The sequence below is a fragment of the Streptomyces sp. CB00316 genome (genome assembly GCF_001905595.1).
Classification (GTDB): domain Bacteria; phylum Actinomycetota; class Actinomycetes; order Streptomycetales; family Streptomycetaceae; genus Streptomyces.
In genome coordinates this window covers 252860-273452 of sequence record NZ_LIXI01000005.1, presented here as the reverse complement: position 1 = coordinate 273452, position 20593 = coordinate 252860, and the positions used below count along the sequence as shown (strand labels likewise).

At 72.3% G+C, this 20593-nt stretch carries 13 protein-coding genes and 1 tRNA gene; 11 read left to right on the top strand and 3 right to left on the bottom strand.

The window, feature by feature from the left end; genetic code table 11:
- Positions 1 to 52 precede the first annotated feature (52 nt).
- Positions 53 to 238, bottom strand: a complete 186-nt coding sequence (locus tag AMK21_RS15815; RefSeq protein WP_073878359.1) for a DUF397 domain-containing protein — start codon at positions 236 to 238, stop codon at positions 53 to 55.
- Entirely contained in the window at positions 235 to 1098 is an 864-nt protein-coding gene (locus tag AMK21_RS15810; RefSeq protein ID WP_073878357.1) for a helix-turn-helix domain-containing protein, read from the bottom strand. Before AMK21_RS15810 ends, AMK21_RS15815 begins: the two co-directional genes overlap by 4 nt.
- 174 nt (positions 1099 to 1272) lie before the next feature.
- On the opposite strand from AMK21_RS15810, the gene AMK21_RS15805 reads away from it, so the two are divergent.
- The 6 genes from AMK21_RS15805 to AMK21_RS15780 all read left to right on the top strand — a co-directional run bounded on the left by AMK21_RS15805 (position 1273) and on the right by AMK21_RS15780 (position 14551).
- A complete protein-coding gene (locus tag AMK21_RS15805) occupies positions 1273 to 1737 on the top strand; it encodes an ATP-binding protein (RefSeq protein ID WP_073878355.1) in 465 nt (154 codons plus the stop codon).
- A 123-nt stretch (positions 1738 to 1860) separates the two neighbouring features.
- Complete coding sequence (locus tag AMK21_RS15800) at positions 1861 to 3156, top strand: DUF262 domain-containing protein (RefSeq protein ID WP_073878353.1); 1296 nt, start codon at positions 1861 to 1863, stop codon at positions 3154 to 3156.
- On the top strand, positions 3153 to 4349 hold the full coding sequence (locus AMK21_RS15795) for an AAA family ATPase (protein ID WP_073878351.1): 1197 nt from the start codon (positions 3153 to 3155) through the stop codon (positions 4347 to 4349). The genes AMK21_RS15800 and AMK21_RS15795 overlap by 4 nt, the downstream gene beginning before the upstream one ends.
- Positions 4350 to 4405: 56 nt before the next feature.
- Positions 4406 to 5347: a hypothetical protein gene (locus AMK21_RS15790; protein WP_073878349.1), complete on the top strand. Its 942-nt coding sequence runs from the start codon at positions 4406 to 4408 to the stop codon at positions 5345 to 5347.
- Positions 5348 to 5447: 100 nt separating this feature from the next.
- Positions 5448 to 12260, top strand: coding sequence for a DEAD/DEAH box helicase (locus tag AMK21_RS15785; protein ID WP_073878347.1), 6813 nt, complete (start codon positions 5448 to 5450; stop codon positions 12258 to 12260).
- Positions 12257 to 14551: a UvrD-helicase domain-containing protein gene (locus tag AMK21_RS15780; protein WP_073878345.1), complete on the top strand. Its 2295-nt coding sequence runs from the start codon at positions 12257 to 12259 to the stop codon at positions 14549 to 14551. Before AMK21_RS15785 ends, AMK21_RS15780 begins: the two co-directional genes overlap by 4 nt.
- A 174-nt stretch (positions 14552 to 14725) precedes the next feature.
- Here AMK21_RS15780 and AMK21_RS15775 read toward each other — a convergent pair.
- Positions 14726 to 14797 (bottom strand) — tRNA-Arg (locus tag AMK21_RS15775).
- A 173-nt stretch (positions 14798 to 14970) separates the two neighbouring features.
- Here AMK21_RS15775 and AMK21_RS15770 point away from each other — a divergent pair.
- The 5 genes from AMK21_RS15770 to thrC all read left to right on the top strand — a co-directional run bounded on the left by AMK21_RS15770 (position 14971) and on the right by thrC (position 20404).
- Positions 14971 to 15384, top strand: coding sequence for a response regulator (locus tag AMK21_RS15770; protein WP_073878343.1), 414 nt, complete (start codon positions 14971 to 14973; stop codon positions 15382 to 15384).
- A gap of 55 nt (positions 15385 to 15439) precedes the next feature.
- A complete protein-coding gene (gene nrtL, locus AMK21_RS15765; protein ID WP_073878341.1) occupies positions 15440 to 16507 on the top strand; it encodes an ArgS-related anticodon-binding protein NrtL in 1068 nt (355 codons plus the stop codon).
- 29 nt (positions 16508 to 16536) lie between these two features.
- On the top strand, positions 16537 to 17928 hold the full coding sequence (lysA, locus tag AMK21_RS15760; protein ID WP_073878339.1) for a diaminopimelate decarboxylase: 1392 nt from the start codon (positions 16537 to 16539) through the stop codon (positions 17926 to 17928).
- A gap of 96 nt (positions 17929 to 18024) precedes the next feature.
- Positions 18025 to 19326, top strand: coding sequence for a homoserine dehydrogenase (locus tag AMK21_RS15755; protein WP_199863223.1), 1302 nt, complete (start codon positions 18025 to 18027; stop codon positions 19324 to 19326).
- Positions 19327 to 19333: 7 nt separating this feature from the next.
- Entirely contained in the window at positions 19334 to 20404 is a 1071-nt protein-coding gene (gene thrC, locus AMK21_RS15750) for a threonine synthase (RefSeq protein WP_073878337.1), read from the top strand.
- Positions 20405 to 20593 lie beyond the last annotated feature (189 nt).

Genomic DNA, 20593 nt, shown 5'->3' with positions numbered 1-20593 from the left:
ACGACCGTGCCCCCGCCCCGGACAACTCCGGTGCGGGGGCACGGCGTGAGGCTCAGCTCTGCGCGGCGTACGTGACGAAGTCGTCCCACGCGGAAGGGGAGAGGGCGAGCTCGGGGCTCCGCTGGTCCTTGGAGTCCCGGACGTGGATCGCCTGCGTACCCTGCGCCACCTCGACGCAGCTGTCCCCCTCAGAGCCGCTGTAACTGCTCTTGAACCAGGCCAGTTCGGACGTGCTCATAGCGCTCCTCGCATTCGCTTCAGCAGGCCCAGGGATTCCTCCGGGGACAAGGCCTGTGAGCGCAGTTTCGCATAGCGCTGCTGGAGCACGCTGATCTCCTTCAGGTCAGCGATCAGTCGACCGTTCTTCTGTCCCTCCGAGTAGCCGAACCAGCGGTGTTCGGGCGCCTCGGCCAGCTGCAAGGGCCCATCCAACCCCGCGTGGCTCACCCGCCGCGTAGGCATCACCTGCACCTCCACGTTCCAGTTCCGCTCCACCAACTCCACCAGGTGGTCCAGCAGTTCCCGCGTCACCTCCTCCCCGCCCGTGCACCGCTCCAGCACCGCCTGCTCTACGATGAAGCTGAACGCCGTCGGCGGCTTCCGTGTGACCGCCAGCAGCTGCTGGCGGGCCAGCCGCGCCGCGATCCGCTGTTCCAGCTCCTCCGGGTCCGGCATCGGCGGCACGTTCAGCGAGACGGCTCGCGCGTACGCCTCCGTCTGCAACAGGCCCGGCACCACCCGGCATTCGTACGTGTACAGGCTGATCGCCGCCGCCTCCAGCCGGGCCCACTGCCGGAACCAGCTCGCCAGGCCCGCCTTCCGCGACAGATGCGGTGCCGCCGCCCGCAGCGCGCCCGTGTTGCCGAGGTGCGGCTCCGCTCCCTCCACGAAGTCGGGGTCCGGCATCCGCCGGCCCTGTTCGACCGAGGCGACCGTGTGCTTCGAGAAGCCGACCAGCGTGCCGAACTCCTCCCGGCTCAGGCCCGCGTGTTCGCGTAAGGCCTGGACGACCGCGCCGAAGGTGCGCAGACTGTCCGACGCCTCGGGTTCCCCGCCGCCCGACGTTCCCGTACCGCAGTCCGTGCTCTCACCGGCCATCGCAGGACACCTCCCGTACCGCCCACCGCCGTACCGCCCACCGCCGTACCGCCTCCGATGCCCGTCATCGTCACGCACCGTGACACGTACTGTCCATCGAACAGCGCGTACGCTGATCCGGCGTACGCGCGGCGAATCTGGTGAACCCGCCTGTCACGGCGGAACCTTGGGCTCATGACAGCACCGTCCACGCCCACCGTGACCCACGCGGCGCCCGTTACCGTACGTGTGTTCACCCAGCGTTTCAGCTCCACCCCGCGCGGCGCCCGGCTCGCCCGGCGGCTCGCCCTGCACCAGCTGGACACCTGGGGTCTGCCGTACGGCGGCCCGGTGTCCGACACCGCGGCCCTTCTCGTCGCCGAACTCGCCGCCAACGCCGTCACGCACGGGCGGGTCCCCGGCCGGGACTTCGAGCTCGCCGTCAAGCTCCTCGGCGCGACCCTGCGCATCGAGGTCTCCGACACGCGTGGGGAGCGCCGCCCGCCCTCCCCGGGCCTGCCCCGGCCCACCCCCGGGCCCCTCGCCGAGGACGGCCGGGGCCTGCTCCTGGTCGAGGCGCTCGCGGACCGGTGGGACGTCCTCGACCGCCTGCCCGTCGGCAAGACCGTCGTGGCCGAGCTGGACCTGACCTCCGGATGATCGGGTCGGCCGCCGGACGCTTCGGGCAGGCGCCGGGCAGTCGCGCTGACAGTCCCCGGCCCCGTCGATAGGCTGGGCCGGGCACGGCAGGGCGGTGGCATGCTGAGGAGGGCTGCGAGCGGCATGACGGTGGACGAGGGCGGCGGGGATCACCGGGGTGCCGGGCGGAGCCGGTCGGCAGGCCGCACGGACTACGTCGTGGCCGAGGACGTCGACCAGCCGGACTCGCTCCTCCTGCCGCTCGGGCCACCCATCGAAATCGGGTCCGACGGCCGTCCGACCGGCGTCGAGCTGGAGCTCCCCGCCGACGAGGACGACGAGGAGCGGGGCGAGTACCGGGACGCTGACGGCATCTCCGCCCCGTTCCGGCCCGACAGCATCAAGATCCACACCGAGACCACCACCGTGGACCTGCTGCTGTCCCGGCTGCGGGAGGGCATGATCGACCTCGCGCCGGACTTCCAGCGCCGTTCCGGTATCTGGAGCGACCGCAGGCAGAGCCGCTTGATCGAGTCGCTGCTGCTGCGCATCCCGGTCTCCACCTTCCACATGGCCCAGGACGAGGACGACAAATGGGCTGTGGTGGACGGCGTCCAGAGGCTCACGGCCATCGCCCGGTTCATGGAGCCCGCGCTCACCGGGCTCGGGCCGCTCTCTCTGCGCGGTATGGACTACCTCTGGCAGCTGGACGGGAACACCTACCGGGATCTCGCCGGGCGGCTGAAGATCCGGCTGAGGGAGACGCAGCTCACCGTCCACATCATGCGGCAGGGAACCCCCGAGACGGTCCGGCACAACGTGTTCTCCCGGATCAACACCGGCGGGGTGCCGCTCTCGCCGCAGGAGCTCCGGCACGCTCTGGTCAGGGGGGCCGCCCGGGAGTTCCTCGCCGACCTGGCGGAGGACCCGGCGTTCGGGGAGGCCACCCGCTGGAGCGTCTCGGACGAGCGGATGGCCGACCGGGAAATGGTGCTGCGCTTTCTCGCCTTCCGCGAGTCCAACCCGGCGGCGCACACCGAGAGGGACTTCAACAAGTTCCTGACCGACGCCATGTACCGCCTCAACACGCTTTCAGACGAGCGGCGGGAGCAGTTGGTGCGGGAGTTCCGGACGGCTATGGAGTGCGCGGAGCAGTTGTTCGGTGAGCATGCCTTCCGTAAGTGGCGCGGGGGGAAGGGCAGTTCCTCCGTCATCAACAAAGCCCTGTTCGACGCGATCTCCGTGAATCTGGCGCTTCTCGACGATCACGAACGGGGCAGACTGGTAGCGTCGCGGGCGAAGGTGCACGCCCGGCTATTCGAGCTGATGGATGACTGGGACTTCCACCGGTCCATCTCGGGGAGCACGGGAGACCCGGCGAAGGTCCGCACCCGATTCGCCGAAGTAGCACGACTGTTCCGGGGGGTAGCCGCACAGTGATCGACCGTCTGACGCTGCACAACTACAAGGCGTTCCAGCACGCGGAGCTCTCCCTCGGTCCGCTCACCCTTCTCACCGGTCTCAACTCCTCCGGCAAGAGCAGCGTTCTGCAGGCCCTGGGACTCCTGCGCCAGTCCTACGAGTCCGGCGACCTGGTGCTCTCCGCGCTCACGGCCGAGGACCGCCAGGCCGGCCGACGCACCGACGTGGCCGGCCGGGGCTTCCTGCTCAACGGTGAGCTCGTCGGGCTCGGCACAGGCGAGGACGTCCTCCACGAGGACTTCGTCGAGGACACCGACAAGCCCTGGATGAGTCTCGCCGTGGACGAAGGGCCTTACCACTACGGGTGGACCGCCCTGGGCGATGCCGAGCAGAACCTCCTGCCCCTGCTGGAGGCGGACCTGCCCGACACGTCGGAAGGCGAGCGTGAACGCCCGGCGGGACCCGAGGCCGTGACGCCCGAGTTCCTCACCGCCCCCTTCCAGTACCTGCACGCCGACCGGATCTCCCCCGCCGAGCTCTACCCGCGCGACCACCAGGCGGCGATCGGCCGCGGCTTCCTCGGCGTACGCGGCGAGCACACCGTCAACTACCTCCGCCACCACCGCGAGGACCCGGTGCCCGAGGGGCCGCTGCGCCACCCGAAGGCCGCCTCCGACCTGCTGATCGACCAGACCGCCGCCTGGATGGGCGACCTCTGCCCCGGGGTGGACATCCAGGCCGCCGCCATCAAGGGCACCGACGCCGTGAGCCTGTCGTACGGCTTCCAGGGCACGCTCGGCGCCACCAGGCGCCGTCGCCCCGGCAACGTCGGCTTCGGCCTCACCTACGTCCTGCCCATCGTCGTCGCCTGCCTGAGCGCCCGCCACGGCTCCCTGATCCTCCTGGAGAACCCGGAGGCGCACCTGCACCCGCAGGGGCAGACGCAGATGGCCACACTGGCCGCGTCGGCCGCCGCGCAGGGCGCGCAGGTGATCATGGAGACGCACAGCGACCACGTCATCAACGGGGTGCGGCTCGCCGTCAAGCAGGGGCGGATCACCCCCGGGCAGGCGGTGTTCCACTACTTCCGGGGGGACGGCACGGGCGTGGACTTCGTCAGCCCGCGGGTGGACGAGGACGGCATGCTCGACCAGTGGCCCCCGGGCTTCTTCGACGAGCTGGAGAACACGCTCGACCAGCTCATCGGCTGACCCCCGCCAGGGAGGGCGGGGGCCAGGCGCACCGACATCGTCGCGGAGGGGGAGACGTGCCGCAGCTGTTCCTGAACGAGAGGTCCTGCGAGACGAAGGCCGACCCGGACCGGGTCAACCGTGCCATGACCGACATGGTCCGCGCGGTCCTGGCGGTGGCCAGGGAGGACCGGGCGGGGACCCTGCTCGTCTCCGCGGAACCGGTGACCGCGTTACAGCTCGCCCAGGGGCACGCGATCCAGAAGTGGATCGGGTCCCCGGGCACCAGGGACCTGTGGCAGCGGCTGGCCATCCTCCAGTCCAAGTGGCCCCACCGGGAGGCGTTCCCCGAGGGGGAGACCCACGCGGACGTCGAGTACCGGCACGACGGGGACGCCGTCGAAGGGCTCGGGGCCGCACACCTCACCGGGGGGCTCGGCATCTCGCTTCCGGTGGAGCCCCGCTGGGACACCGACCGGCTCACGCTCGTACGGGAGGAGCTGGTCGACGACGAGGACGGCGGCTCGGCGCTCACCGAGGCCGACGTGGTGCACGCCGCCCGGCGGGAGCACGTCGCCACCCACCTCCCGTGGATCCGGCGCGGGGCGAACACCGCCCGGCAGAAGGCCGTCGAGAGCCTGCGGTCCGGCACCGAGCTGTGGGCCCGCTGCCCGGAACTCTTCCCCCTCCTCCAGTTCACGCCCCTCGCCGAGCAGCACTTCGCCGAGCTGGCCGAGGTGTGGGTGCGGCCCGTGGGGGAACGGCTCGGGGAGCTCCAGGACGCGGTCAGCGACTGGGACCCCGTCCGGCAGCCCATCGCACCGCGGTGGCGGTCCTACGTCCGCACCGAGTTCGAGTCGCGCCGACGGCTGTGCTGGTTCCCCGACACCGACGGCGAGAACCGGCTCTTCGACTGGCACTGCGACTTCCTCCCGAAGCCGGGCCGGATGCACTTCCGGCTGGTCCACGAGGAGCGCACCCTGCGCATCGCGTACGCCGGGCGCAAGCTCGACGTGTGAGGCGGGACCGGGCCCGTACCGCCGCCCCGTTACCGTAGGCCGGAGGCCGGGCACCCCATCGGTCCGCCCGCCCCCCATCCACACCAAGGAGGAACCGCGCGTGCGTCCCACCCTCGCCGCCGACCAGGTACGGGCCAGCCTGAGCCAGTACCTCGCGACGACGTACGCGCTGGCCGACGAGTCCACCCGCCGCGCCCTGGAGGGGTTCCTCGGCGACGCCGAGGACGGCATCTTCCGCGGCCCCTACCTCCGCGTCCGTACCCCCTTCCGGAGCGCCGAGAACGACGACTGGCAGCGGCACCTGGACTGGTGGCCCCGGGACTTCACCCCGCACCGCCACCAGGAGCGGGCCTGGGAGCGGCTCTCCACCCTGCGCAGCCCCGCACAACCCACCCTCGTCACCACCGGCACCGGATCGGGCAAGACCGAGTCGTTCCTGATCCCCGTCCTCGACCACTGCCGCCGCGAACGCGAGGCCGGCCGGGAGGGCGTCAAGGCGATCCTGCTCTACCCCATGAACGCCCTCGCCACCGACCAGGCCCACCGCATCGGCGAACGACTCGGCGACCCGAAGGACACCCGGCTGCGCGAGGCGGGCGTGCGGGCCGGGCTCTACATCGGCGACCGGCCGTCCCAGGAGTTCAAGCAGGCCAATCCCGCGATCGCCGTCGACCGGGACGAGATCCGCCGCACCCGGCCCGACATCCTCATCACCAACTACAAGATGCTCGACCTGCTCCTCCAGCGGCCCGAGGACCAGCGGCTGTGGCAGGACTCCCCGCTCGCCTACGTCGTGCTCGACGAGTTCCACACCTACGACGGCGCGCAGGGCACCGACGTGGCCATGCTGCTGCGCCGCCTCGGCTCGGTCACCCGGCTCGCCGAACCCGGGCGGCCCCTGGGGCCCGTCTGCCCCGTCGCCACCTCGGCCACCCTCGGCGAGAGCGGCCCCGGCGACAGCGGCGTACGGGGCACCGGGCGGGGGGAGGCCGGGCGGCCCGGCATGCTGGAGGTCGCCGAACAGGTCTTCGGCGTACCGTTCACGGCCGACGCGGTCGTGGGCGAGGACCGGCGCTCGGCCAGGGACTTCACCGGCGAGAGCGACTTCACCCTGCCGTTCCCCTCGCCCGAGGAGGTCGACGCCCTCGGCGACCCCACCCGCGACCCGGCGGCCATGGACGACCTCGTCGCCGCCTTCACCGGCCTGGCCGGACCCACCCCCGAGGAACTCGGGGCCGTCCTGCGCCGCCACCGGCTCACCTCCGCCGTCCTGGAGATCCTCGACGGCACCCCCAGGACCCTCGCCGAGATCACCGAGATCCTGCCCCGCTACGCCTACCACTGGGGCGTCGCCGTGCAGCGGCGGCCGGGCCTCGCCGCCAGGGCGCTCGCCCGCTACCTCGCGCTCCTGTCGTACGCCCGCGACCCCGAACGCCCCGGACGGCCCCTGCTCTCCATCGAGATCCACCACTGGGTGCGCTCCGTCTCCCGGGTGCTGCGCGGCATCAGCGCGGCCCGCGCCGAGTTCCGCTGGGACGACGAACGGGTCACCTCCGGCGGTGCGCTGGCCCGCGCGGGCCGCACCTCGGGCGCCGGGCCGTCCCCGTACGACGGGGAGAAGCCCGCCGTACCGCGCGACGCCGCCGAGCAGGGGGCCGTCCCGGCCGACGACAGCGCACCGCCGCCCGCCGAGGTCTTCCTGCCCGCCGTCTTCTGCCGCGAGTGCGGACGCTCCGGCTGGGCCGCCTACTCACCCGAGGTCGACCCCGCCCACCTCGACCTGAACGCCACGAAGATCCGCCGGGCCTCCGTCGGCCGCGACAAGCGCCGGGTGCGCAACATGATCGCCGCGACCCCGCGCGAGGTGCACGAGGCCGCGTTCGGCGCCGGGGCGGACCGCAGGCGCGGCGGACCCGCCGTCATGGTCCTGGAAGGCACCGGGGGACGGCTGCGCCCCCTGTCGCCCGAGGCCGACTTCACCGCGCCCGCCGACGGCGAGGGAGCCCACCGGCCTGCGCCCCTGCACAACGCCGCCTTCGTCCACACCGACCTCGACGGCGACCGGGCGGCCGAACGCGACCAGTGCCCGGCCTGCCGGACCTTCAACTCCATCCGCTACCTCGGCACCGGCCTCGCCGCGCTCGCCGCCGCCGCCGTCACCCAGCTCTTCACCGGCGGCGAACTGGACAAGAACCTGGGAGAGGACAAGACGCTCCTCTTCAACGACTCCGTGCAGGACGCCGCCCACCGAGCCGGATACGTCGCCAGCCGCTCCTACACGTTCTCCCTGCGGGCGCTGCTCGCCAGCCGCATCAGCGAGGACGGACCGGTCGCCCTGAACGACCTCGCCGCCGACCTCATCGCGGACGTCGTCGACAGCAAGGCCGTCCAGGCCGCCGTCATCCCACCGGACCTCCACCTCGTCCGCGGCGTGGACACGCTGCTCTCCGGACGCAGCCGCGGCTCCCGGGCCACCTGGGAGCTGATCGCCCAGCGCCTGGCGTTCGCCACCGTCATGGAGTTCGGCCTCCGATCCCGGCAGGGCCGCACCCTGGAACTCACCCGCACCATCGCCGCCGACGTGCCCCTGGCGGACCCGGACGCCGTGGCGGAGCTCGTACGGGAGACCCTCCTCACCACCCCGGGAGACATCGCGCTGCCCGACGGCTCGGCACCCGGACCCGAGCGGTACACCGGCTTCGTCCGGGGCCTGCTGGAACGGATGCGCATCCGGGGCGCGGTCCGGCACGCCTGGCTGGACCCCTGGCTGGGCCAGGCCGGGGTGCGCCGATGGGCGATCTGGGGCGGGCGCGAGACCGGCATGCCGGCCTTCCCCCGAGGCGTCTCCGCCCCCGCCTTCCTGCTCGGCACCCCCAAGCAGGGCAGCGAGGACTTCGACGTCCTGACCGGCCGGCTCGGGTGGTACCAGGACTGGGCCGTACGTTCCCTGGGCCTGCGCCCCGAAGCGGCCGGCCTCTTCCTGACCCGGCTGCTGCCCGCGCTCGCCGACGCGGGCGTCGTCTCCGCACGGACCGCCCTCGACGGCACCACCCGCGTCTACGGACTCCAGCCCGGCCACATCCAGGTCCGGGCCCTCGCCGACGACACACTGCCCGACGCCACCGCGCACTGCCCCCGGTGCTTCTGGGAACAGACCATCCACCCCGACCTCGCCGACCATTGGCACGGGCAGCCCTGCCCCCGCTACCGGTGCGGCGGGACCCTCGGCACCGGACGCGACCTGGACAGCGGACTGCGGCAGCGGGACTTCTCCGACGACTTCTACCGCCGCATGTACCGCGAGGCCGGGGTCTTCACCATCAACACCGCCGAACACACCGGCACGCTCAGCCGCGCCAAGCGGGAAGCGGTGGAGAAGGCGTTCCGCGAGGGCACCCGCGTCCACTACGCCAACCCGCAGGTGCTGTCCTGCACCCCCACCCTCGAACTCGGCATCGACATCGGCGACCTGTCGGCCGTCGTCCTCGCGTCGCTGCCCAAGGGACCGGCCAACTACATCCAGCGCGTGGGCCGCGCCGGGCGCTCCACCGGCAACGCCTACCTGCTCACCATGGTCGACCGCGGCCCACGCGACCGCTACTACCTCGAAGACCCCCGGCTCATGATCGCCGGAGAGGTCCTGCCGCCCGGCTGCTACCTCTCCGCCGCCGAGATCCTGCGCCGCCAGTACCTGGCCCACCTCCTCGACCTCGCGGGCGCCGGACGGCTCGCCTCGCCCGACGGGACGCCCCTGCGGCCCCTTCCCGGACGCGCCACCGACCTCTTCGGGACCTCCGCCTGGCAGGCCGAGTTCGCCGAAGCGGCCCTCGCCGCCGGGCCCCGGCTCGTCCAGGGCTTCCTGGACCTCTTCCCGGCCTACGACGACAGCCGGGGCACCGGCGTCAGCCCGCAGGCCCGCGCCGCCCTCGTCACCTACGCCACCGACCCCGGTGAGGACGGACTCGGCGCCGCCCTCGACACGGCGTGCCGGCGCTGGGAGGACCGGCGCGCCGAACTCCAGCGCCGCACCGAGGCCATCGACCGGGCCCACGGACTGCTCGTCGCCGGCGACCCCGACCACGAGCGGCAGGGACGCGAACTGCGCGCCGAACGCCGGGACGTGGCACGCGTCTCCCGGGAGATCAGCCGCACCACCGCGCACGGCGCCCTGGTCGACCTCGGGCTGCTCCCGAACTACAGCCTGATCGACTCGACCACCGAGCTGGAGGCCACGCTCACCTGGACGGAGAAGGCCCCCGACGAGGCGCGTACCAACCACAGCAAGACCCTGCGCCACAGCCGCCCCGCCCGCCTCGCCCTCTCCGAGTTCGCCCCCGGCAACCACTACTACGTCCAGGGGTACAAGCACCGCGTCACCGGACTGGACATCGGCAGCCCCGGACGCCCCGCCTGGCTCTGGTGGCGCGTCTGCCCCGACTGCGGCCACGTCCGCACCCACCGCGCCGAACAGGACGCCGCTCCCTGCCCCCGCTGCCGGTCGGCCGCCATCGGGGACATCGGCTGCCTGCACAAGGTCCTCGTACCGCGCCGCGTCACCTCCCGCGACGAACGCGACGACGTCCGCGTCCGCGACGACACCGACGAGCGGGAGCGACGGCACTACACCGTCGTCCCGGCCGTCGACATCGACGCACACGACGTCGAAGAGGCCTGGAAGCACGAACACGCCACCTTCGGATGGGAGTTCACCCGCCAGGCGCGTATCCGCCACATCAACGTCGGAGCCACCCGGGTGGACGGCGGCACGGACGTGGACTTCGCCGGGAGGGAAGTGCGCCTCAACCCGTTCTGGGTCTGCGACGCGTGCGGCTTCGCCGACCCGGACGGCGGCCCCGCCGCCCACGACGGTAGCGACACCTCGGCGCACGCCAAGTACCACCGGCCCTGGTGCCCCCGGCGGCGAGCGGCGGCCGACGCCGCGCGGCGCGGCGAGCGGGTGCTGCTCGCCCACGAGCTGCGCACCGACGCGCTCCGCCTCCTCATCCCCGCCGTCACCGCCTACACCCAGGAGCGGCTCGCGTCCTTCAAGGCGCTGCTCTTGGCCGGGATCGCCCGCAGCTACGGAGGGGACCCCGACCACCTCGCGGTCGTCACCGACTCCATGCCCGAGGAAGGGGGCGAGATCCCGCTCCGCCGCCACTTCCTCGTCCTGTACGACACCCTGCCCGGCGGCACCGGGTACCTGCACCGCCTGGCCGGCCGGGACGGGCTGCGGGGCGTACTGGACCACGCACGCCAGGTGATCGAGAGCTGTGTGTGCGTGGGCCAGGGGCGGCCCGCCTGCCACCGGTGCCTGCTGCGGCACGTCACCGACGGCGAGTACGAGCTCGTGAGCCGCGAGCACGCCCTCGACATGCTCGGTGAGCTGTTCGGCCGCGGGGCGGACCGCTGGAGCACCGTGCCGGTGGCCACCACCCGCGACATCACCCTCGTGCACCAGGTGGAGAGCGAGCTGGAGGCCCTCTTCCGGCGCGGCCTGCTCGAATGGGCCGACCGCGTGGACGAGGTCAGCGTCCGCAGCGCGCTCACCGCCGACGGCACCCGGGACACCACCCTGCGCTTCACCGCACCCGACGGGACCGTCCGGGGCTGGCAGATGGAGACCCAGACGCCGCTCGGCTTCACCCGGCCCGACGTGGTCTTCCGCAGCACCGACGACGACCGCAGGGTCGCCGTCTACCTGGACGGCTACCGCTACCACGCGGGTCCGGGGCACCTCACCGCCGAGGCCGACGCGGTGAAGCGCACCCGGCTGCGCGCCGAGGGCTGGCAGGTCTTCCAGCTCTCCTGGGACGACGTACAGGCCTGGACGGGACGGACCGCTCCCGGGACCGACCCCGTGTGGAAGCCGTACCCGAACACAGCGCAGAAGACCGCCATGGACGTCCACCGGCGCATGCACGCGGGAGACACCCGCGACCTGACGCGCCTGGTGTGGGTCAACCCCGTCGAGACGCTCATCGGGTACCTCACCGATCCGGACCCGGACGCCTGGCGGCTGCGCGTCCAGAGCGCCCTCGCCGGCTTCGCGGCGGTCTCCTCCACCAGCAGGGCCCTGGCCGACGGCGCGGAGACCGGCCGCAGGATCCACGAAGCGCTGCACGGGCGGCGGCTGGCGGCGGGGAAGGGGGCCGTCCAGGTCATGGCGACCCGGGACGGCTCGGGGTGCCCGCTCACCATCGCGCTCGACCTGCGCCGGGGGCAGACCGGGGCGGCCTGGACCGCCCTGACCGTCCTCGACGACAGCCCCGCCACGGTCGACGCCGACGAGGCGGCCCACCGCAGACGCTGGCAGGCATGGCTCTACTGGAGCAACCTGCTCCCGTTCCTCGACGCGGGGGAGGGGGAGGGCATCCAGCTGACGACCGGCATGCTGCCCGGATTCGACCCGGCCGAGCTGGCGGTCACCGGCGGAGCCGGATGGCTCACCTCCCAGCGGCGCGCGCACGAGCCCGCGTCGGACGTGCCCGAGCCGACCCCGGACGCCCGCGAACCGTCGACGGGCCGGCAGGGGGTGCCGCCCCTCGCGCCCGTCCGTGACCCCGCATGGGACGAGGTCATCGAGCTGCTGGTCGAGGACCCCGGGCTGGACGCACTCGCCCACGCGCTCGCCGACGGGGGCGTGCCCGCACCCGAGGCGGGTCATGAGTTGGGAACGGCCGCCTGGCCCGCCGAACTCGCCTGGCCCGACCGGAAGGTGGGCGTCGTCCTCACCCACCGCCCGGACCCCGGGAGCGGACGGGACATCGACGCCGAACGGCGGGACGGGGCCTACCGCGACGCGGGCTGGCAGGTCCGTACCGCGACGGAATGGAACGCCGGCGAACTCGCCGCACTCGTGCGGGGCGACGCGGACGGGACCACGAACGACCACGGGGAGAACGAGCGATGACGGTCACCAGCACGCCCAGGACGGGCGTGACCCTGCGCCTGCTGGACAAAGCGGACAAGGAGATCGTCAAACTGGACCGCGCGGTCCTCGGGGCGTTCTACAGGTTCCAGCACGACTTCCGCCGCAACCCCCAGGCCGGCGGGTTCGACCTCAAGCAGCTGGAAGGCCACGACCGGCTCTGGTCGGCGCGCGTCAACCGGGAGTGGCGCGCACTGATGATCCGCCTCGGCGGTGACGACTGGCTCCTCGTCGCCGTCAAACACCGCGGGCACGTCCACAAGAACCTCGAACGCTTCAACTACGGCATCAACCACATCACCGGTGCCATCGAGTACGTCGATCTCCAGGTCGTCGAGGAGAGCGTGCTGCGCCGCGGCCCCACACCGCCCGCCGCTCCCGCACCGGCCTCCCCTCCCTCCGCCGCACCCGCGCCGCCGGAGCCGGCGGAGGAACCCCTCTTCGGCGCGTACACCGACCAGCAGCTCGTGGACCTCGGCGTCACCCAGCCCCTCCTCCCGATCGTCCGGAAACTCACGACGGACGACGAACTGCTCGGCCTCGCCGAGTACGCGCCCCGTCACACCGGGGAGGTCCTCCTCCGACTGCGGGACGGCGTTCCGTACGAAGAGGTCATGGAACAGGTGACCGCGCCGGTCGCCGTGGCCGAGCCGGAGCACAACCTCGACTCCGACGACTGGCAGGCGGCCGTCGACCGCTCCCAGACGGTGGTGATCACCGACGACGAATCCCTTCAGAGCATCCTGGAGGAAGGTGACTTCGGCCGCTGGAAGGTCTTCCTCCATCCCACCCAGGAGAAGCTGGTCCGCCGGCGGTACTCCGGCCCCGCCCGGGTCGGCGGCGGCCCGGGAACGGGCAAGACGATCGTCGCTCTCCACCGGGTGTGCCATCTGGTGCGGCAGCTCCCGCCGGGCCACACGACGCCCGTACTCCTCACCACCTTCAACCGGAACCTCGCCGCGGACCTGAGGGCCCGGCTGCTCTCCCTCGGTGGACCGGATGTCCTGGCCCGGGTCGACATCGCCCACGTCGACCAGCTCGCCACCCGCATCGTCAGCGAGGCCGACCCGGGCAACGCGAAGCGGCGGATCGACGACACGGCGGCCCTGCGCGAGTGGCGGGAACTCCTCGTGGAGACGGGGCAGGCGCGTTGGAGCGCCGAGTTCCTCAGCGACGAGTGGAACCAGGTCATCCTCGGCCAGGCCGTGTCCAACCGGAGCGACTACTTCACCGCACGCCGTGCGGGGCGGGGCCGCAGCGTCACCCGCTCCGAACGTGCCGGGATCTGGCAGCTGGCCGAACGCTTCGCCCAGCGGCTGGAGACCAAGGGCCTGGAGACCCACCGTCAGATCGCGGAGCGGGCCGCCCGCCTGGAGATGGCCCGCAGGACCCGCATCGACCGGCGGGCGCAGGCACGTGAGGAGCGGGGCGGTCTGGACAACCTCCACGCCGAGGCAGGCTCCGGCGCCTGGCTGCGCTACCGGTACCGCCACGTCGTGGTCGACGAGGCACAGGACCTCAGCGCCGCCCACTGGAAGATGCTGCGCGCCATGGTGCCGTCCGAACCCGACGACATCTTCCTCGTCGGCGACACCCACCAGCGGATCTACGACAACCAGGTCACCCTCGGCAGCCTCGGCGTGCACATCCGGGGCAGGTCCTCCCGGCTGACCCTCAGCTACCGCACGACCCGCGAGATCCTGCGCGACGCCATCCGGGTCCTGGGCGGCGCCGACTACGACGACCTGGACGGCGACGCCGACACGCTCGCCGGCTACCGCTCCGTCCTCCACGGTACGGAACCGTCGCTACGCGGAGCCCGGAGCTGGGACGAGGAGATGGACCTCGTCGTGGAGCAGTTGCGCGCCTGGCACGACGTGCCCCGGGAGTCCACGGCGATCTGCGTCCCCACCAACGACATGGTCACCCAGATCGCCGACCGCCTCGCACGCGCCGGCATCACCCCGTCCGAGATCACCCAGGACGGGCCGCGCGGCGACCAAGGCGTCCACATCGGCACCATGTACCGCTTCAAGGGACTGGAGTACCGCTGCCTGATCATCGCCGGAGCGTCGGAGGGGCTAGTGCCCCGGGCCTCCGTCGACGCGTGGGAACACACGGACCCGAGCCGCCACCAGCGGGAGCTGCACCGTGCCCGGTCGCTGCTCTTCGTCGCGGCGACCCGTGCCCGGGACGCACTCGCCATCACCTGGCACGGCGAACCCAGCCGGTTCCTCGTGCCGCTCCTCGGGCGGGACGCCGCCTCGGGCTGACTGCCCCGTGCGTCACCCAGATCAGGAACAGGAGCTGGACACCCAGGAAGACCCCCAGGAAGATCCTGCGCTTCCTGCGCGCGCTCGCCCGGCGGGCAGGCGTCCGCCGCCCGGGGACGTACGAAAGAGGGCCTGAGCAGCGCTTGCGCTGCTCAGGCCCTCTTTTCCGGAATGTGCCCCCGGCAGGATTCGAACCTGCGCACCCGGCTCCGGAGGCCGATGCTCTATCCCCTGAGCTACGGGGGCGTATCGCGGTGTTGCTCTGCGACGGGTGAAACACTACCAGCTCCCGACGGGTCTCCGTGAACAGGTATTCCGTCGCGTCAGCCCGTCCCCCGTCCGGGGCGGAAGTGGTCAAACGCCGGACGCGGTCACCGGGGGCGACCTACTCTCGAAGGGTGTCAGGGGCGTACGGTCGCGTGCTTGTTGTCGACGACAACAAGGTCATCCGGCAGCTGATCAGGGTCAATCTCGAGCTGGAGGGCTTCGAGGTCGTGACCGCGGCCGATGGTGTCGAGTGCCTGGACCTGGTCCACGGGATCCGTCCCGATGTGATCACCCTCGATGTCGTGATGCCCCGCCTCGGCGGCCTGGAGACCGCCTCCGGGCTGCGCTCGGACCCCCGCACCCGCCATGTGCCCATCGCCGTCATCAGCGCCTGCACGCCCTGCGAGGTGGACGCGGGCATGTCCGCCGGGGTCGACGCCTTCCTGGCGAAGCCGTTCGAGCCGAGCGAGCTCGTGCGGATGGTGCAGCGGCTGGCGACGGGGAAGGAGCGGCCGTCGGTCGACGGACGGAGCGGTGCCGGGCGGGCGGGGAGCACCACCGGCTGACCGCATGGCGAAACCGGGTCGCGGAGTGCCCCTCCTCCTCCCCTACGCTTGTCCCGTGACCCCCGCCGATCTCTCCCGGACCGTGCTGCACGCCGTGCACCGCGCGGTCGACGAGAATGCGCTGCACGCGCCCGTGCCCGCGTGCGTGCGGGTGGAGAGGACGCGGCCCGGAGGCAGCGGTGACTACGCCTGTGCGGTCGCGCTCCAGCTCGCCGGGGACGCCGGGCTGCCCGCCCTGGAGGTCGCGCGCATCCTGCGCGAGCGGGTCGCCGCCGAGCCCGGGATCGGGCGGGTCGAGATCACCGGGCCCGGGTTCCTGAGCTTCACCCTCGACGCCCCCGGCGACCGCGACCGGGCCGTGCTCGACGCCGTACGGGAGCAGGGGAGCGCGTACGGACACGGGGGCGCGCTCCGGGACGAGGTCCTCCAGTTCCACCACGCGCGCGAGGTGCGCGCCGCGGTCACCGCCGACACTGTGCGCCGGCTCGTCATCTCCCAGGGCGCCCGGGTCCGGATCAGCTGCGAGGAGGCGGGTGAGGCGGAGTGGAGCCTGCTCGGCGTCACCGTCGACGCGCACGGCACCCCGCCCGTCCCGCTCACCCCCGTACGCCCGGTGCCGGCCGGCGCAACCGCGGGGGAGCTGCTGGAGCGGCTAGGGGCGGACGCCACGCGCTGGGGGCTGCTGCGGCCGGCCTCGCACGACCGTGCCCCGCTCGGCGACGAGCTGCTCGTCCAGGGGGAGGCCAACCCGCTCTTCCGGGTCCGGTACGCCCACGCCAGGGCCCGCGCGCTCACCCGGGGCGCCGCCGCCCTCGGGTTCACGTCCGCTCCCGACGCGGCTGTGCACGAGGGTTCCGCCCGCCCCCTCCTCGATCTCCTCGCCGACCACCCCGGCGTCCTCCTCGCCGCAGCCCGTCACCGCGCGCCCGACCGGGTCGCCCGGCATGTGGAAGCCGTCGCCCACGCGTTCTTCGACTTCCACGACTCCTGTCCGCCGCTGCCCTCGGGCGACGAGAAACCCTCGGCCGCCCACCGCTCCCGGCTGGCCCTCGCCGAAGCCGCCGGGACGGTGCTGGCAGGCGGCCTGTCCCTGCTCGGTATCAGTGCGCCCGCACACCTCTGACGAATCCGAAGAATCCGAGAGACCTCACCATGAGCCGCTCCGCACACCCCGCCGGTCCCCGTCACGCCGACGTCCTGACCGAGGGGCACTACTCCGCCCCCGCCGCCGACCTCAACGTCCTGGACGAGAAGGTCTGGGCCCGTACCGTCACCCGCGACGCGGACGGCGCCCTCACCGTCGGCGGGATCGGTGTCGCCCGGCTCGCCGAGGAGTTCGGCACCCCCGCCTACTTCCTCGACGAGAGCGACTTCCGCGCCCGCTGCCGGGCCTGGTCCGACGCCTTCGGGCCGGACGCCGACGTCTTCTACGCCGGGAAGGCCTTCCTCTCCCGCGCCGTCGTGCGCTGGCTCCAGGAGGAGGGGCTGAACCTCGACGTCTGCTCCGGCGGGGAGCTGACCACCGCCCTCGACGCGGGTATGCCCGCCGAGCGCATCGCCTTCCACGGCAACAACAAGACCGTCGCCGAGATCGAGCGGGCCGTCGAGGCCGGTGTCGGGCGGATCGTGCTCGACTCCTTCCCGGAGATCGTCCGCGTCGCCCACATCGCCCGGAGCCACGGCGTCCGCCAGCGCGTCCAGATCCGGGTCACCGTCGGCGTCGAGGCGCACACCCACGAGTTCATCGCCACCGCGCACGAGGACCAGAAGTTCGGCATCGCGCTCGCCGACGGGCAGGCCGCCGAAGCCGTGCGCCGGGCGCTCGGGCTCGACAGCCTCGAACTCATCGGCATCCACTCGCACATCGGCTCGCAGATCTTCGACATGGCCGGCTTCGAGGTCTCCGCCCGGCGCGTGGTGCAGCTGCTCGCCGAGGTCCGCGACGAGCACGGCGTGGAGCTGCCCGAGATCGACCTCGGCGGCGGCCTCGGCATCGCGTACACCTCGGAGGACGACCCCCGCGAGCCGCACGAGATCGCCAAGGCTCTCAGCGGCATCGTCACCCGCGAGTGCGAGTCCGCGGGGCTGCGCACCCCCCGCATCTCCGTCGAGCCGGGGCGCGCCATCGTCGGCCCCACCGCGTTCACGCTGTACGAGGTCGGCACCATCAAGCCCCTCGAAGGGCTGCGGACGTATGTCAGCGTCGACGGCGGAATGTCGGACAATATTCGTACCGCGCTGTACGACGCCGAGTACAGCGTGGCGCTCGTCTCGCGCACCTCGGACGCCGAGCCGATGCTCGTCCGGGTCGTCGGCAAGCACTGCGAGAGTGGGGACATCGTGGTCAAGGACGCGTTCCTCCCCGCCGACCTCGCGCCCGGCGACCTGATCGCGGTCCCCGCCACCGGCGCGTACTGCCGCTCGATGGCGAGCAACTACAACCACGCCCTGCGCCCCCCGGTCGTCGCCGTCCGGGACGGAGAGGCACGCGTCATCGTCCGGCGGGAGACGGAGGAAGATCTCCTGCGTCTCGATGTCGGCTGATGAAATAGTCATCTCAGGATCCGGACGGGGGTCAGAAACGCCCGTCCGGTGAGTGAGACTGGTCCACACATGAGCATGTACGAGAAACGAGGTCGGATGATGCGTACGCGTCCGCTGAAGGTGGCGCTGCTGGGCTGCGGAGTGGTCGGCTCAGAGGTGGCGCGCATCATGACGACGCACGCCGACGACCTCGCGGCGCGCATCGGCGCGCCCGTGGAGCTCGTCGGCGTCGCCGTCCGCCGCCCCTCGAAGGTGCGTGAGGGCATCGACCCCGCACTGATCACCACCGACGCGACCGCGCTCGTGCAGCGCGGCGACATCGACGTGGTGATCGAGGTCATCGGGGGCATCGAGCCGGCCCGCACGCTCATCACCACCGCCTTCGAGAACGGCGCGAGCGTCGTCTCCGCCAACAAGGCACTGCTCGCCGAGGACGGCGCGGCCCTGCACGCCGCCGCCGAGAAGTACGGCCGCGATCTGTACTACGAGGCCGCCGTCGCGGGTGCCATCCCGCTGGTGCGGCCGCTGCGCGAGTCGCTCGCCGGTGACAAGGTCAACCGGGTGCTCGGCATCGTCAACGGCACGACCAACTTCATCCTCGACAAGATGGACACCAGCGGCGCCGGTTACTCCGAGGCGCTCGACGAGGCCACCGCCCTCGGGTACGCCGAGGCCGACCCGACCGCCGACGTCGAGGGCTTCGACGCCGCCGCCAAGGCCGCGATCCTCGCCGGCATCGCCTTCCACACCCGCGTGAGGATCGGCGACGTCCACCGCGAGGGCATCACCGAGGTCACCGCCGCCGACATCGCCTCCGCCCGCCGCATGGGCTGCACGGTCAAGCTCCTCGCCATCTGCGAGCGCGCCGCCGACGGGGCCTCCGTCACCGCCCGCGTCCACCCCGCGATGATCCCGCTCAGCCACCCGCTGGCCTCCGTCCGCGAGGCGTACAACGCGGTCTTCATCGAGGCGGACGCGGCCGGGCAGCTGATGTTCTACGGCCCCGGCGCCGGCGGCTCCCCGACGGCCTCCGCGGTCCTCGGCGACCTGGTCGCGGTCTGCCGCAACAAACTGGGCGAGGCCACCGGACCCGGTGAGTCCGCCTACACGCGCCTGCCGGTCAGCCCCATGGGCGAGGTCGTCACGCGCTACCACATCAGCCTCGACGTGGCCGACAAGCCGGGTGTACTCGCCCAGGTGGCAACGGTCTTCGCCGAGCAGGGCGTATCGATCGACACCGTCCGCCAGCAAGGACGTCCAGACGGAGGCGGCGAGGCATCCCTCGTCGTCGTCACCCACCGCGCGCCCGACGCCGCCCTCTCCGGGACCGTCGAAGCGCTGCGCAAGCTCGACACCGTGCGCGGTGTCGCCAGCATCATGCGTGTTGAAGGGGAGTAAAGGACCCATGACCAGCAAGGGCACCCACCAGTGGCGCGGCATCATCGAGGAGTACCGGGACCGGCTTCCGGTCACGGCCACGACGCCGGTCGTCACGCTTCGTGAGGGCGGTACGCCGCTCGTTCCGGCGCAGGTCCTCTCCGAGCGCACGGGCTGCGAGGTGCACCTCAAGGTCGAGGGCGCCAACCCCACCGGTTCGTTCAAGGACCGCGGCATGACCATGGCCATCACCCGGGCCAAGGAGGAGGGGGCGAAGGCCGTCATCTGCGCCTCCACCGGCAACACCTCGGCCTCCGCCGCGGCGTACGCGGTGCGCGCGGGCATGGTCTGCGCCGTCCTCGTACCGCAGGGCAAGATCGCGCTCGGCAAGATGGGCCAGGCGCTCGTGCACGGCGCCAAGATCCTCCAGGTCGACGGCAACTTCGACGACTGCCTCACCCTGGCCCGCTCGCTCTCGGACAACTACCCGGTGGCGCTGGTCAATTCGGTCAACCCGGTCCGTATCGAGGGCCAGAAGACCGCCGCGTTCGAGATCGTCGACGCGCTCGGCGACGCCCCCGACATCCACGTCCTGCCGGTCGGCAACGCGGGCAACATCACGGCGTACTGGAAGGGGTACACCGAGTACGCCCGTGACGGCGTCTCCACCCACACCCCGCGCATGTGGGGCTTCCAGGCCTCCGGCTCCGCGCCCATCGTGCGCGGCGAGGTCGTCAAGGACCCGTCCACCATCGCCACCGCGATCCGCATCGGCAACCCGGCCTCCTGGGACTACGCCCTGGCCGCCCGGGACGAATCGGGCGGTTTCATCGACGAGGTGACGGACCGGCAGATTCTGTCCGCCTACCGGCTGTTGGCCTCCCAGGAGGGCGTCTTCGTGGAGCCCGCGTCGGCCGCGTCGGTCGCCGGTCTGCTCAAGGCCGCCGAGGAGGGCAAGGTCGACCCCGGCCAGCGCATCGTCTGCACGGTCACCGGCAACGGCCTCAAGGACCCCGACTGGGCCGTCGCGGGCGCCCCGCAGCCGGTCACCGTACCGGTCGACGCGGCCACCGCGGCCCAGAAGCTCGGGCTCGTCTGACCCTCGGGGTCACCACGGGAAAACCCTTCGGGGGCAACACGGGACAACCCAGCTCAACCGCCCTCTTTTCGGGGCGGAGAGCGCATAGGAGGCGGGCGACACGCATCGTGCGCCTCCTGTGCGCCCTATGTCGCGACGGAACCTTCCTTCGATAAGCTGTACCCCATCCGCCCGGCATCCCCCGGACAT